12 protein-coding genes are annotated in these 14,565 nt (G+C 71.9%); 8 read left to right on the top strand and 4 right to left on the bottom strand.

Translation table 11 applies throughout. From position 1 onward, the window contains the following. The first annotated feature begins 25 nt into the window (after positions 1 to 25). The 4 genes from ABEA46_RS13645 to metH all read left to right on the top strand — a co-directional run bounded on the left by ABEA46_RS13645 (position 26) and on the right by metH (position 6,156). A complete protein-coding gene (locus tag ABEA46_RS13645; RefSeq protein WP_345545098.1) occupies positions 26 to 361 on the top strand; it encodes a PadR family transcriptional regulator in 336 nt (111 codons plus the stop codon). A gap of 15 nt (positions 362 to 376) precedes the next feature. Next, on the top strand, positions 377 to 1,336 hold the full coding sequence (locus ABEA46_RS13640; protein WP_345545097.1) for a permease prefix domain 1-containing protein: 960 nt from the start codon (positions 377 to 379) through the stop codon (positions 1,334 to 1,336). 118 nt (positions 1,337 to 1,454) lie between these two features. Next, positions 1,455 to 2,255: an LLM class F420-dependent oxidoreductase gene (locus tag ABEA46_RS13635; RefSeq protein WP_345545096.1), complete on the top strand. Its 801-nt coding sequence runs from the start codon at positions 1,455 to 1,457 to the stop codon at positions 2,253 to 2,255. A 268-nt stretch (positions 2,256 to 2,523) separates the two neighbouring features. Continuing rightward, complete coding sequence (gene metH / locus ABEA46_RS13630) at positions 2,524 to 6,156, top strand: methionine synthase (protein WP_345545095.1); 3,633 nt, start codon at positions 2,524 to 2,526, stop codon at positions 6,154 to 6,156. Between the two features lie 79 nt (positions 6,157 to 6,235). On the opposite strand, the gene ABEA46_RS13625 is transcribed toward metH, so the two are convergent. Together ABEA46_RS13625 and ABEA46_RS13620 are read right to left on the bottom strand one after the other, a co-directional pair. Continuing rightward, positions 6,236 to 9,286 carry an ATP-binding cassette domain-containing protein gene (locus ABEA46_RS13625; protein WP_345545094.1) on the bottom strand — a complete coding sequence of 1,017 codons (3,051 nt, stop codon included), beginning with the start codon at positions 9,284 to 9,286 and terminating at the stop codon, positions 6,236 to 6,238. Next, positions 9,283 to 9,846 (bottom strand): hypothetical protein, encoded by a 564-nt coding sequence (locus tag ABEA46_RS13620; RefSeq protein ID WP_345545093.1) that lies wholly within the window; start codon positions 9,844 to 9,846, stop codon positions 9,283 to 9,285. Before ABEA46_RS13620 ends, ABEA46_RS13625 begins: the two co-directional genes overlap by 4 nt. Before the next feature lie 87 nt (positions 9,847 to 9,933). Between ABEA46_RS13620 and ABEA46_RS13615 the strand changes: the two genes are divergently transcribed. Both ABEA46_RS13615 and ABEA46_RS13610 read left to right on the top strand, forming a co-directional pair. Then, positions 9,934 to 10,848: a 1,4-dihydroxy-2-naphthoyl-CoA synthase gene (locus tag ABEA46_RS13615; protein ID WP_345545092.1), complete on the top strand. Its 915-nt coding sequence runs from the start codon at positions 9,934 to 9,936 to the stop codon at positions 10,846 to 10,848. Between the two features lie 4 nt (positions 10,849 to 10,852). Beyond that, positions 10,853 to 12,007 (top strand): AMP-binding protein, encoded by a 1,155-nt coding sequence (locus tag ABEA46_RS13610; RefSeq protein ID WP_345545091.1) that lies wholly within the window; start codon positions 10,853 to 10,855, stop codon positions 12,005 to 12,007. 84 nt (positions 12,008 to 12,091) lie between these two features. Here the strand turns inward: ABEA46_RS13610 and ABEA46_RS13605 are convergent, their stop codons facing one another. After that, on the bottom strand, positions 12,092 to 12,475 hold the full coding sequence (locus tag ABEA46_RS13605) for a VOC family protein (RefSeq protein WP_345545090.1): 384 nt from the start codon (positions 12,473 to 12,475) through the stop codon (positions 12,092 to 12,094). Positions 12,476 to 12,668: 193 nt separating this feature from the next. On the opposite strand from ABEA46_RS13605, the gene ABEA46_RS13600 reads away from it, so the two are divergent. After that, positions 12,669 to 13,652, top strand: coding sequence for a 1,4-dihydroxy-2-naphthoate polyprenyltransferase (locus ABEA46_RS13600; protein ID WP_345545089.1), 984 nt, complete (start codon positions 12,669 to 12,671; stop codon positions 13,650 to 13,652). A gap of 51 nt (positions 13,653 to 13,703) precedes the next feature. Here ABEA46_RS13600 and ABEA46_RS13595 read toward each other — a convergent pair whose 3' ends face one another. Beyond that, the gene (locus ABEA46_RS13595) at positions 13,704 to 14,003 is read right to left on the bottom strand and encodes a DUF4229 domain-containing protein (protein ID WP_345545088.1); all 300 of its coding nucleotides are present in this window, start codon (positions 14,001 to 14,003) and stop codon (positions 13,704 to 13,706) included. A 75-nt stretch (positions 14,004 to 14,078) separates the two neighbouring features. On the opposite strand from ABEA46_RS13595, the gene ABEA46_RS13590 reads away from it, so the two are divergent. Beyond that, a complete protein-coding gene (locus ABEA46_RS13590; RefSeq protein WP_345545087.1) occupies positions 14,079 to 14,564 on the top strand; it encodes a PLDc N-terminal domain-containing protein in 486 nt (161 codons plus the stop codon). The last annotated feature ends 1 nt before the right edge of the window (position 14,565 follow it).

The raw sequence follows: 14,565 nt of genomic DNA, 5'->3' as shown, positions 1-14,565 counted from the left end.
TGTGACGCACAGTACAGTGTGAGACATGAGCGAAACCGAGAACCTCGACACGCACCTGCAAGAGCTGCGGCGCGGCACCGTCGTGCTGGCCTGCCTGCGGCTGCTCGAGACGCCGGGGTACGGGTACGGGCTGCTCGAAGAGCTCGGCGGCCACGGGTTCCCGACCGATGCCAACACCCTCTACCCGCTGCTGCGCCGGCTCGAGAAGCAGGGGTACCTCACGAGCGAGTGGAACACCGACGAGGCGCGGCCCCGCAAGTTCTACCGCACCAGCGATGCCGGCCGGCGGCTGGCCGGCGCACTCACCGACGACTTCCGCGCGATCGCCACCGCGATCGACGGCCTCGACATCGACCTCTGACACACGGAGAACGCCATGAACACCACAGAAAGCCTCACCGACCGCTACATCGACGCCGCGATGCGGACCGTCCCGGACGATCAGCGGTCCGACCTCGCCGCCGAGCTGCGCGGATCGATCGACGACCAGATCGAGGGGCGGATCGCCGACGGCGCCGACGCCGAGTCCGCCGAGCGAGCCGTGCTGACCGACCTCGGCGACCCCGACGTGCTCGCCGCCGGGTACACCGGTCGCCAGCTTCACCTGATCGGCCCGCGCTACTACCTCGACTGGTGGCGCCTGCTCAAGCTGCTGCTGTGGATCGTGCTGCCCTGCGCCGCGTTCGGCGTCGGGCTGGGGCAGGTCCTCAGCGGCGCGACGGTGGGTGAGACGATCGGCTCGGCCGTCGTGGCCGTGCTCACCGCGGCCCTCCATGTCGCGTTCTGGACGACGCTCGTGTTCGTCGTCCTCGAGCGCACAGGCCACGAGACGATGGATGCCGGTCCCTGGACGCCCGACCGGCTCCCCGAACCGCGGCAGCGCGGCGCCGGGCTCGGCGACATGATCGCCTCGATCGCCTTCCTGCTGATCATGGCCGGTGTGGTGCTGTGGGACCACTTCATCGGCCTGGCCCCGACACAGCCCGGACTGTCGTTCCTCGACGACGGCCTGTGGCCGTGGTGGATCACCGGGCTGTTCGCCGTCATGGCGCTGGAGGCGGTGCTGGCGATCGCCGTGTACGGCGTCGGGCGCTGGACCGTGCCGCTGGCCGTGGCGAACGGCATCCTGAACCTCCTCATCGCCGTGCCGGCGCTGTGGCTGCTCGGCACGGGGCAGCTGCTCAACCCCGACTTCTTCCCGACGATCATCGAGGGAGCCGACGGGGCCACTGTGCAGAACATCATCGCCACGATCATCGGCTTCGTGATCGTCGCGGTCGCGATCTGGGACACGACGGATGCCGCACTGAAGGCGGCGAGGGCGCGCCGGCCGTGACCCGCACCATCAGCTGAGGAGCACTGCCGGGTGCGGACCCGATCACCCGATCGGATCCGCACCCCGGCAGTGTCGTAAAACGGGGAAGCGCCCTCCGGGCCGGCCTTAGTCTTTCCCCATGCCCCTCCTTGACACCCCCGTGCGCTTCGGCGTGCAGATCCAGCCCCAGCACACCCCGTACGACGGGATCCGCGACGCCGTCCGCCGGCTCGAGGATCTCGGCGTCGACATCCTCTTCAACTGGGACCACTTCTTCCCGCTGTCGGGAGACCCCGACGGCCTGCACTTCGAGTCGTGGACCATGCTCGGCGCCTGGGCCGAGCAGACCGAGCGCGTCGAGTTCGGCGCCCTGGTCAACTGCAACAGCTACCGCAACGCCGACCTGCAGGCCGACATGGCGCGGACGATCGACCACATCTCGGCCAAGGGCGGCGACACCGGCCGCTTCATCTTCGGGACGGGCGCCGGCTGGTTCGAGCGCGACTACGAGGAGTACGGGTACGAGTTCGGCACCCCGGGCTCGCGCCTGAACGACCTCGCCGCCGGTCTGGAGCGCGTCGAGGCCCGCTGGGCGAAGCTCAACCCGCGGCCCACCCGCAAGATCCCGGTGATGATCGGCGGCAAGGGCGAGCAGAAGACGCTGCGCCTGGTCGCGCGTCACGCCGACATCTGGCACAGCTTCGTGCGGCCCGACGAGATCGCGCACAAGCTCGAGGTGATCGAGCGCTGGGCCGAGCGCGAGGAGCGCGACACCTCGAACCTCGTCATCTCGAACGAGGTGTACGGCCACGGCGTCGAGCACGCCGACGCGCTGTACGACGCCGGTGCGCGCCTCATCACCTTCGGCTTCAAGGGTCCCGACTTCGACTTCGACCTCGTCGAGTCGTGGCTGCGCTGGCGCGACGCGAAGAACGCCTGACCCGGGCGCCCGGCGTTCCCGACGCCCGGCGTTCCCGCAAGCCCGCGTTCCCGCAAGCCCGGCGTTCCCGACGCCCCGCGTTCCCGCAAGCCCGGACGCCCGGCATCCTCCTCTCCTGAGTCGACAACGCGGTTTCTCGCCGAGACACCCCGTCGTCACCGGCGACGTCATGGTTGCTCGGCGAGAAACCGCGTTACGGAGGGATGCCGGCGGCAGAGGCTTCGACACGAACCGGCCACCCGCAGGGCGGCGCGACTAAAATCGCGGGGTGACCTTTGCTCCTGCCGCGCCCCGCTTCGCCCTCGACATCGACGGCGTGCCGCGACCTGCGCGCGCCGAGCGTCTGCTCGACGCTGTGCGCCATCGTGTCGTGATCGCCGACGGCGCCATGGGCACGATGCTGCAGCGCTATGACCTGTCGATCGACGGCGACTTCCAGGGGCTCGAGGGCTGCAACGAGATCCTCAACGTGTCGCGCCCGGATGTCGTCGGCGAGATCCACGATGCGTACCTCGAGGTGGGGGTGGATGCCGTCGAGACGAACACGTTCGGCGCGAACTGGTCGAACCTCGACGACTACGGCATCGTCGAGCGCATCTCCGAACTCGCCGAGAAGGGTGCGCGGATCGCGCGCGAGCGGGTCGAGGCGGCCGAGGCCGCCGACGGCCGCGAGCGCTGGGTGCTCGGCTCGATGGGACCGGGCACGAAGCTCCCGAGTCTCGGCCACACCACGTACGACAACCTGAAGCAGACGTTCGCGCTGCAGGCCGAGGGGCTGATCGACGGCGGCGCCGACGCGTTCCTCGTCGAGACGAGCCAGGACCTGCTGCAGACCAAGGCCGCCATCAACGGCTGTCGTCAGGCGATCGTGAGCCGCGGCATCCGGCTTCCGATCTTCGTCGAGGTGACGGTCGAGACGACCGGCACCATGCTCATGGGCTCCGAGATCGGCGCGGCCCTCACCGCGATCGAGCCGCTCGGCGTCGACGCCATCGGCTTGAACTGCGCCACCGGCCCGACCGAGATGAGCGAGCACCTGCGGCACCTGTCGAAGCACGCCACGGTGCCGATCGCGTGCATGCCCAACGCCGGTCTCCCGGTGCTGGGCGCCGACGGCGCGAGCTACCCGCTGACGCCCGCGGAGCTCGCCACCGCGCACGAGCAGTTCGTGCGCGAGTTCGGCCTCGGACTGATCGGCGGATGCTGCGGCACGACGCCCGAGCACCTCGCCGCCGTCGTCGAGCGCCTGCGTCCGCTCGCGGGCACCGACGCGCGCCGCCCCGAGCTCGACCCCGGCGTGGCATCGCTGTACCAGCACGTGTCGTTCCAGCAGGACGCGTCCTACCTCGCGATCGGCGAGCGCACCAACGCGAACGGGTCGAAGGCGTTCCGCGAGGCGATGCTCGAGGGCCGCTGGGACGACTGCGTCGACATCGCCCGCGACCAGATCCGCGTGGGCGCGCACCTGCTCGACGTCTGCACCGACTACGTCGGCCGCGACGGCGCCGCCGACATGCGCGAGGTCGTGTCGCGCCTCGCGAGCGCCTCGACGCTGCCGCTCGTCGTCGACTCGACCGAGCCGCGCGTCATCCAGGCAGGCCTGGAGCTGATCGGCGGTCGCCCCGTCGTCAACTCCGTGAACTACGAGGACGGCGACGGTGCGGCATCCCGGTTCGGACGCATCATGCCCCTCGTCAAGGAGCACGGCACCGCGGTCATCGCACTGACGATCGACGAGCAGGGGCAGGCGCGCACCGCCGACGACAAGGAGCGCATCGCGTCGCGACTCGTCGACGAGCTCGTCGGCGACTGGGGCATGCGGGTCAGCGACATCATCGTCGACTGCCTCACGTTCCCGATCGCGACCGGGCAGGAGGAGACCCGCCGCGACGCCATCGAGACGATCGAGGCGATCCGCCGCATCTCGGCCAAGTACCCCGGCATCAACACGACCCTCGGCGTCTCGAACGTGTCGTTCGGCCTCAACCCGGCCGCGCGCAGCGTGCTGAACTCGGCGTTCCTGCACGAGGCCGTGCAGGCCGGGCTCACGAGCGGCATCATCGACGCCGCCAAGATCGTGCCGCTCGCGTCGATCTCGGACGAGCAGCGCCAGGTCGCGCTCGACCTGGTGTGGGACCGCCGCGAGTACGACGCCGACGGCAACGTCACCTACGACCCGCTGGCGCGCATGCTCGACCTGTTCGCGGGCGTCGACACCGCGGCGCTGCGCAACCAGCGCGCCGCCGAGCTCGCCGCACTTCCGACGGGCGAGCGTCTGCAGCGCCGCATCATCGACGGCGAGGGCAAGGGGCTCGAGGCCGACCTCGACCTCGCGCGGGCCGAGGGGATGGCGCCGCTCGCGATCATCAACGACCACCTGCTGGAGGGCATGAAGGTCGTGGGCGAGCGGTTCGGCGCTGGCGAGATGCAGCTGCCGTTCGTGCTGCAGTCGGCCGAGGTCATGAAGAACGCCGTGGCGCTGCTGGAGCCCCACATGGAGAAGTCGGATGCCTCGGGCAAGGGCCGCATCGTGCTGGCGACGGTCCGCGGCGACGTGCACGACATCGGCAAGAACCTCGTCGACATCATCCTCACCAATAACGGCTACGACGTGATCAACCTCGGCATCAAGCAGCCGATCGCCGACATCATCGCCGCCGCCGAGGAGCACGACGCCGACGTGATCGGCATGTCGGGCCTGCTCGTGAAGTCGACGGTCGTGATGAAGGAGAACCTCGAGGAGCTCACGGCCCGCGGCCTCGGCAAGAGGTGGCCGGTGATCCTCGGCGGCGCGGCGCTGACCCGCGCCTACGTCGAGGACGACCTCGCGAGCCTGTTCGACGGCGAGGTGCGCTACGCCCGCGACGCGTTCGAGGGGCTCGCGCTCATGGAGCCGCTCGTCAAGATCGCCCGTGGCGCTGCGCCGGACTCCGTCGGTCTCCCCGAGCTCAAGAAGCGCCGGCACGCGGCCGGCTCGAAGCTCACGCTGACCGAGCCCGAGGCGATGCCCGTCCGGTCCGACGTCGCCGCCGACAACCCCGTGCCCGCCCCGCCGTTCTGGGGCACGCGCATCGTCCGCGGCATCGCGCTGCAGGACTACGCCGCGTTCCTCGACGAGCGTGCGACGTTCATGGGCCAGTGGGGCCTGAAGCCCGGCCGCGGCGAGGATGGCCTCAGCTACGAGCAGCTGGTCGAGACCGAGGGCCGGCCGCGGCTGCGCTACTGGCTCGACCGCATCCTCGGCGAGGGCATGCTCGACGCGTCGGTGGCCTACGGGTACTTCCCGGTGGTGTCGGAGGGCGACGACGTCGTGGTGCTGCACCACGCCGACGATCCGACCGGCGTGCTGGGCGTGCCCGGTCTTCTCGCGCCCGACGGCGGCTCGGGCGGCCCGATCGGCACCGACCGGCTGCGCTTCCACTTCCCGCGCCAGCGTCGCGACCGCCACCTGAACCTCGCGGACTTCGTGCGCTCGCGCGAGTCGGGCCAGGTGGACGTGCTGCCCGTGCAGCTCGTCACCGCCGGAGCGGCGATCGACAAGGTCACGTCGACGCTGTTCGCCGAGAACAGGTACCGCGACTACTACGAGCTCAACGGCCTGGTCATGCAGCTGACCGAGGCGCTCGCCGAGTTCTGGCACGCCCGCATCCGCTCCGAGCTCGGCTTCTCGGACGAGGACCCGACCGACACCGCGGGCCTGTTCAAGCTCGAGTACCGCGGCGCCCGCTTCTCGCTCGGGTACCCGGCGTGCCCCGACATGGAGGACCGCCGCAAGGTCGTCGAGCTGCTGCGCCCCGAGCGCATGGGCGTCGAGCTCAGCGACGAGCTGCAGCTGCACCCCGAGCAGTCCACCGACGCGTTCGTCTTCCACCACCCCGAGGCGAAGTACTTCTCGGTCTGACGCGGAGCCTGTGGGGCGTGGATGCCGGGCGCCCGGCATCTCCCTCACGAGGGTCCGGGCGCCGTGGATCGCTCCGCAGTCACGTCCTGCGGTCAGCGGCGGCCGCGGCCGCAGAAAACGACTGCGGAGCTGATCCGAGCACCCGAACGGGCTGCAGCGGCTTCGTGCGCCGCAGGGCGGCGAGCACCGGACGCCCGACGACGACCAGGCCGATGACGGTGGTGACGGCGCGGAGGGTGTCCCAGCTGAGGGTCGACGTGACCAGCGAGTACAGCAGGAAGCTCGACAGGTTCACCGCCAGCGGCGCCGATCCGTCGTACGAGATGCCGGTGCCGTAGCCGACGGCGAACGGCCAGTACCAGAGGTTCATGAGCAGCCCGAAGACGTACGACGCGACGATGCCATAGACGGCGAGCATCGCGATCTCGCCCGCGCGCGAGCGCAGCCGGGGGAGCAGGCCGGCGCCCGCGCCCACCCAGGCGCAGGCGAACATCTGGAACGGCGTCCACGGCCCGAACGTGCCGGTGACGAGCGTCGACAGGGCGATCGAGGCCATCCCGAGCAGCATGCCGAACCGTGCGCCGAACGCCCGCCCCGCGAGGATCAGCAGCACGAACACGGCCTCGACGCCTCCGACGCCCGTGCTCGCGATGCGCACCGCCGCGCCGATCGCGGCGAGGGTCCCGAGCAGCGCGAGCATGTGCGCCGACCGGACGGTGCCGTCGAGCGTCGCGATCACCACGAGCACCGCCAGCGGCGCGAGCGCCAGGGCGGCGATCGGCACGGCGGCGTAGGCCTGCGACGGCACCGCCGTCGCCACGAGGGGCCAGCAGAACGCGCCGAGCGCCACGAGATTCGCCGCGACGAGCGCCGCCACCGGAAGCAGCGGGGGACGGGATGCCGGTGGCCGGGCCGGTCGCGTGCGGAATTCAGGAGATCCGCTGGTCGGGGCCAGGGCTCCCGCGGGATTCCGCGCCTCGCGCGACGGCGGCGTGCGATTCTCCTGATTTCCCTGCACGCGCGGGTGCGCAGAAGCGGGAGCGGCAGCTGTCAGCACCCCGTCGCGCATCACGAGGACACTGTCGGCGTGTGCGGCGACCTCCGGCTCGTGCGAGGCGACGAGCACCGCCGTGCCGTCGTCGGCGAGCGACATGAGCGCCGCCCACACGACGGCGCGGGCGGCGGGGTCGAGGCCGCGCGTCGGCTCGTCCACCAGCATCACGCGCGGATGGGTCGCGAGCTGGACGGCGAGCGCCAGGCAGCGCCGCTCCCCGGCCGAGAGATCGAGGGGATGCCGCGCCAGTCGTTCCGCGACCTCGGGGCCGTCCGGATCCAGGCCGAGGAACCCGGCGAAGCGCGCGGCGGTGCCGAGGTGCTCCCGCGTGCCACGGTTGCGCTTCGTCTCGCTCGTGCCTCGCTCGCTCAGCGTCCGGACCTCGGATGCTCCGTGAGACTCAGCCGCCGCTGCCGGCCTCCGCAACCCAGTCCCCGAATCGCTGAGCGAGCGCCGGCGAGACGAAGCATGGCGCGTCGACCTGTGCCGGTCGGCCCGGGCGCACTCGGCGGCGACCGTGTCGTACACGAAGAGGTCGTCCGAGGCGTCGGGCACCAGCGCCACCCGGCCCTCGGCGACGACGTCCGAACCCCGCGCCGGCAGGGCGAGCGCCGCGAGCAGGCTCGACTTGCCGGCGCCGTTCGGCCCGGTGAGCGCGACGATCTCGCCGGGGCGCAGGTCGACATCGGCACCGGCCACCGCGACGGTGCCGCGGTGCGTCACGGTGATGCCGCGGGCGCAGAGCACGGGCTCCGCGCGCGCGTCGCGGGAGACACGCGGTGCAGCCTCGGTGGCGCGGCCCGCGACCCGCGGGGCGACCTCCGTCGAGCGGTCCGCGACCTGCGGGGCGACCTCCGCCGCAGGCACCGGGTGCACGGTGCCGTCCTCGATCCGCAGCACGTCGTCCGCGACCGCGGCCAGGGCGGCGACGCGATGCTCGGCGACGACGACGCACATGCTGGCCTCGTGCGCGAGCGAGCCCAGCAGCCTGGCGACGCGCACCCGGGCGTCGGCGTCGAGGTCGGCGAGCGGCTCGTCCACGAGCAGCAGGATGGGGTGTTCGACGATCGCCGCGGCGATCGCCACGAGCGTCGCCTCGCCGGCCGACAGCCCGCGCGTCGGGCGATCCAGCAGGCGCCTGATCCCGATCCGGTCGGCGACCTCGGCCACGCGGGCATCGACGATCACGCGGGCGACGCCTCGCAGCTCCAGCGCGAGCCCGATCTCGTCGCGCACGCGCTCGGTGGCGAACGCCTCGCGCGGGTGCTGCAGCACCACGCCGACCCGCTGCGCCAGGTCCCGCGGGGGCACCGCCGCGCGGTCGTGCCCGACGACCCGCAGCGTCCCGGCGAGCCACCCGCCGTCGGTGTGCGTGTGCAGCCCCGCGATCGCCCGCAGCAGGGTCGATTTGCCCGAACCGGTCGCCCCCGACACGAGGGTGAGGGTGCCGGCTTCGAGCGTCAGAGCGGAGGGGAGACGGATGCCGGCGGCCGCGGCATCCCCTCCGCCGAAGCCCGCCGCCACGTCGCGGGCCTCGACGGGCGCGAGGCAGTCGCCGTCGAGGCCGCGTCCGGCGAAGCCGCGCAGCTCGAGGGCGGCGGCGACGTGACCGGCACGCTCCAGCGTGCGCTGCAGCAGGGGGAGCAGCAGGCGGACGCCGCCGCGCTCGCCGCGCAGCCGCTGCGCGAACCGCACGGCGCGGGCGCCGTCGGCGAGCGAGGGGAGGGTCGCCCACGCGATCGCGAGGGCGCGTGCCACGCCCCGCAGGGGACCGCGCCGCGAGGCGCGCGCGAACACGCGGTGCAGATCGACGAGGGAGTTCAGCACCCCGAACGCGAGGATCGCGAGGGCGATCGGGAGTGCACTGGCTGCGGCATCCACGAGTCCGTCCGTCGTGACGGGACCGAGCAGCACGACATGAGCGAAAGGCGGCGCGAGGCGCACCTCGGGCAGCGGCAGCAGCACGGTCCCTGCGCCATCGGCCCCGTGGAACAGGATGCGGTAGACGACCCGGGCCGCCACGAAGCCGGCGGCGAGCATCGCCGCCGCCCGCAGGGGCCCGGGCCGGACGATCATGAGGCCGGTGCGGCCGGTTCGCCGTTGAGGGTGAACAGCAGCTCGACGGATTCGCCGGGCTCGAGCTGCTGGGTCGCCAGGCCCTCCTGCGCGTAGGCCCATTCGGCGCCCTCCGGCTTGACCCACAGCGCCCAGTACGCGAACGCGGCGGGCATCGACTCGCACTTCTCGAAGTAGTCCGAGCCGTCCTCGGCGGGGATCGCCACGTCCTCGGCGGGCACGCCGTTGACGCGGCACACGACCTGGTCGCCGTACTGGTCGGTGCCCTCGGTCGAGACGTTCGCGGCGAGGAAGGCGTCCGCGGCGACGATCGCCTCGTCCGTGCTGACGCACCACGTGGCCGACACGTCGTCCGCGTCGCCGAGCGCGCTCGCGTCGACGGTCACCGTGACGCCCTCATCACCTTCGCACGGAGTCTTCACGGCGACGACGGCCGTCTGGTCGCCGGATGCGGCGTCGGTCGGCGTCGGGTCGGGCGAGGGGGTCGAACAGGCGGCGAGGGTGAGCAGCAGCGCGGCGGACGCCGCGGCCATGGCCAGGGTGCGAAGAGTCGAGGTCACCGATCAAGGGTAGTCGGCGGCGTCGGCTGTCCGGTTCCCCATGACGCCCGCATGACGTGCCCCGCCGCGCCGCCGTAGGCTGGGCGGGTGAGCGTTTCGGAACTGTTCGACGAAGATCTGTGGATGCCGGCGGCCGGGGCTCCCGAGGGCGGTTACACCGACATCACCTCACACGTCTCGACGGACGGCCGCATCGCGCGGATCGCGTTCGACCGGCCCGAGGTGCGCAACGCGTTCCGGCCCCACACCGTCGACGAGCTCTACCGCGCGCTCGACATCGCGCGTCAGGACCCGCGCATCGGCGTCGTGCTGCTCACCGGCAACGGCCCGAGCCCCAAGGACGGCGGCTGGGCGTTCTGCTCGGGCGGCGACCAGCGCATCCGCGGCCGCGACGGCTACAAGTACTCCGACTCCGAGGAGTCGGTGGGTCCGCAGGCCCAGGCCCGCTCCGGGCGACTGCACATCCTCGAGGTGCAGCGGCTCATCCGGTTCATGCCGAAGGTCGTGATCGCCGTCATCCCGGGGTGGGCGGCCGGCGGCGGCCACTCGCTGCACGTCGTCTGCGACCTGTCGATCGCCTCGGCCGAGCACGGCCGCTTCAAGCAGACGGACGCCGACGTGGGCTCGTTCGACGCGGGCTACGGGTCGGCCTACTTCGCCCGGCAGATCGGGCAGAAGTTCGCGCGCGAGGTGTTCTTCCTCGCCGAGGAGTATTCGGCAGAGCGTGCCTACGAGATGGGCGCCGTGAACCGGGTCGTGCCCCACGCCGCTCTGGAGCAGGAGGCCGTGGCGATGGCGCGCACGATCCTCACCAAGTCGCCGACGGCGATCCGCATGCTGAAGTTCGCGTTCAACGCGGTGGACGACGGCATGGTCGGGCAGCAGGTGTTCGCGGGCGAGGCGACGCGCCTGGCCTACGGCACCGACGAGGCCGTCGAGGGCCGCGATTCGTTCCTCGAGAAACGCGACCCCGACTGGTCGCCCTACCCCTGGCACTACTGACACGATGAAGCTCGAACCCGTCGTCGGTCACGACCCGCGAGAGATCCTGCGGGCGCTGCGGGGAGCGCTGCACGGCGCCGGCCCCGCACTCGGGCTCGGGATGGTCGACGGGTTCCCGACCGAGGTGCGACCGGGCACCGCGGTGGTGGTCACGACGTCGGGCTCGACCGGCGTCCCCAAGAGCGTGGTGCTCGGTCGTGACGCCCTCACCGCGAGCGCGCTGTCCACGGCCGACCGCATCGGCGACGGCGCGTGGCTGCTGGCGCTGCCGGCGAGCTACGTGGCGGGGCTGCAGGTGCTCGTGCGCTCGATCGTCGCCGACCGCGAGCCCGCGATCCTGTCCGGGGCGTTCACCCCGCAGGCATTCACCGCTGCAGCGCTCACGATGGCGTCGTCCGTCGGCGGCGAACGCGTCCCGACGTACACCTCACTGGTGCCGGCGCAGTTGTCGAAGCTGCTCGACGCCGCCGACCACGACCCGCACGTCCTGGCGGCGCTGCGATCGTTCGAGTGCATCCTCGTCGGCGGTCAGGCACTGCCCGCCGCGACGCGGGAGCGCGCCGAGGCCGCCGGCGCGCGCATCGCCCGCACGTACGGCTCGACCGAGACGAGCGGCGGCTGCGTGTACGACGGGGTGCCGCTGCGCGGCGTGCAGGTGCGCATCGAGCGCGGAGAGGTCCAGGTGTCGGGTCCGACCCTCGCCGACGGCTACCTGGGCGATCAGCAGCGGACCGACGCCGTGTTCGTGCGCGAGTCCGACGGCGGCCGCTGGTACCGCACGGGTGACGCGGGCCTGTTCGAGGACGGCGTGCTGCGCATCCACGGCCGCATCGACAACGTCATCGTCTCGGGCGGCGTCAACATCTCGCTGGACCGCGTCGAGCGCATCGTGCGATCGGTGCCCGGACTCGACACCGCCGTCGTGGTGGGGATTGCGGACGAGCGGTGGGGCGAGGCATCCGTCATCGTCGCCTCGCGCGGCGAGGCCCTGCGCCGGAGTGAAGCGGTGCAGCTCGAGGAGGCGCGCGCCGCGGTGCAGGCCGAGATCGGCTCGCACGCCCGTCCGTCACGGCTGGTGCTCGTCGACGAGCTCGCCACGCTGCCCTCGGGCAAGCCCGACCGCGAGGCCATCCGCCGCGCGGTCGCCGCCCTGCACTGATTCCGCCCGCGAACCGTCGCGACGTGGCGGTTCCCGGGAGGGCGAGCGGCCTTCTGCGACGGTTCGGCACCGGGATGCCGCGGGCTATGGCGCAGGGTACGGACCGGTCTCGACGACGCAGAAGCGGTTGCCCTCGGTGTCTTCGAGCACCACCCAGTCGGCGCCCTCGGGGTAGTGGTCCCAGTCCACGCGGTGGGCGCCCAGCGCGAGCAGCCGCTCGACCTCGGCGGACTGATCCTCCGCGTACAGGTCGAGGTGGATGCGCGGCGGATAGTGCTGCGGGTACCCGGTGACCGACAGCGCGAGGCTCGCGCCCGCCGCCGCCCAGTCCCGCTTGCCCGGCGGATCGAGGATCACCCAGTCCTCGCTCGGATCGCGCCGGTTCACGTACCCGAGGGCGGCCCGCCAGAAGTCGCCGGCTCGCCCGATGTCTTCGACGGTGAGGACGGTGGATCCGATGCTCAGCATGCTGCCATCCTGCGCGCTCGCGCCCGCACGCGCCATGGGGTCGCCCATGTCCCGATCTCGCGCACACGGCGCTGCGGAAAGCGCCGCCATCGAGACACGGACCGCGCGAAACAGGGACACGGCTCACGAGGAAGGGATGCCGGGGGAGCCGGTCATCCGCGATGCATCGGCGCGCCCTCTAGGATGTGCTCTCGTGGCAGGAACCCCCAGCAAGAAGCGCAAGACCGCGGGCCCGAAGAAGCAGCACTCTCGCGGCAACCCGCAGAAGGCGCACATCTCGCGCGATCCCGCGCACGTCGAGAAGGCGACAGCCCGCGACTGGATCGGCGCCGCGCGCCTGCGCACGCTGCCGCTCGCGATCACGCCGATCCTCATCGGCACGGGCGCCGCGATCATCGTGGTGGACGTCTTCCACTGGGTGATCGCGCTGTTCTGCCTCATCGTGTCGGTGGCGCTGCAGATCGGCGTGAACTACGCGAACGACTACAGCGACGGCATCCGCGGCACCGACGACTTCCGCGTCGGCCCGTCGCGTCTGACGGCCAGTCGCCGCGCGAAGCCGCGCACCGTGCTCCTCGTGGCGCTGGCGTTCTTCGCGATCGCCGCGCTCGCGGGCCTGACCATCACGATCCGCACGCAGCAGTGGTGGCTCATCGCCGTCGGCGCCGTGTGCATCGTCGCCGCCTGGTTCTACACGGGCGGCAAGCGCCCGTACGGCTACTACGGCCTGGGCGAGCTGTTCGTGTTCGTCTTCTTCGGCCTGGTCGCCACCCTCGGCACGACGTGGGTGCAGGCGCTCGCCCTGCCGCAGGAGGCCTGGTTCGGCGCCGTCGCAGCGGGCCTCATCGCATGCGCCGTGCTGCTGGCGAACAACCTGCGCGACATCGACCAGGACCGCGCCGCCGGCAAGAAGACCCTCACGGTGCTGATCGGCCGCCGCGCGACGCAGTGGCTGTTCACCGTGTTCCTGGTGGTGGCGTTCCTCATCGCGGTGTTCCTCGCCTGGATCGGCTACCCGATCGCGTGGCTCACGCTCCTCGCGCTGCTCGCCGGCATCCCCGCGATGCTCATCGTGTGGATGTACCGCGACCCGCGCGAGCTGGTCGTCGCCCTCGGCCTCACGTCGCTGACGTCGGTCGCCTACGGCGCCTTCCTCATGTGGGCCTTCATCGGCTGAGACCCGTGTGATCGGGATGCCGCGGCTCGCGGCATCCCGCCGGGGCGGCGGTCAGGACGTGGGGGCGTCGGGGGAGTCCGTGCCGGATGCGGCGTCGGCGGCGGCATCTTCGGCATCCTCGTCCGAGACCGACGCGCGCGTCTGGGCGCGGCGGTCGGCGAGCCCGGTGGTGACGTCGTCGAGCGGCTTGCGCAGGAACAGCAGCGACAGGCTCAGCCCGATGAGGGCGGCGAAGATCGCGGCGAGCCAGTAGTACTCGCGCATGATCGGGAACAGCATCATGATGCCGAAGGGCACGAGGAACGCCAGCAGTCGCAGAACCGAGTAGACGATGGCGGAGCGTGCTTTCACCCGTCCATCCTACGTTTGCGTCACGGAGCGACCCTCCGCCGCCCGCGAGGGGCCGCGCCCGCCTAGGATGGAGGCATGGCTCGTGGGCTGCTCATTCTGGCCCTGGTGGCGACAGTGTTCTGGGTCTTCACCATCGTCGACTGTGCCATCCAGCCTCCGATCCGCCACCGCGGTGTGAGCAAGCCCGTCTGGGTGCTGATCGTGGTCGTGTTCCCGGTGCTGGGCGGCATCCTGTGGCTCGCCGTGGGTCGTGCCCGCGGCTCGGTCGCGGTGCTGCGCCGCGCTCCCGACGACGACCCCGAGTTCCTCGGCACGCTCGGCTCGATCAGCGACCAGGACGAGCGCATCCGCCGTCTCGAAGAAGAGCTCGCGGCGCTGGACTCCGAGGACGACGATCCCAAGTGGAACCCTCCGGGAGGGACTGCGGCATCCGACGACCCCGCCACGGGGACCGCGACGCCCGGCACCGCCGCGACCGGCGGAACCCCGCCCGCGACGCCGCCCGCCCGCCCCGCCGAAGGCGACGACGACGCCCGTGGTCAGCGCGGAGCCATCGGCTGAC

It is taken from the genome of Microbacterium jejuense (assembly GCF_039544225.1).
Taxonomy (GTDB): Bacteria; Actinomycetota; Actinomycetes; order Actinomycetales; family Microbacteriaceae; genus Microbacterium; species Microbacterium jejuense.
Note: the sequence above shows the minus strand (reverse complement) of the source record. Positions and strands in the feature narration are given on the sequence as shown.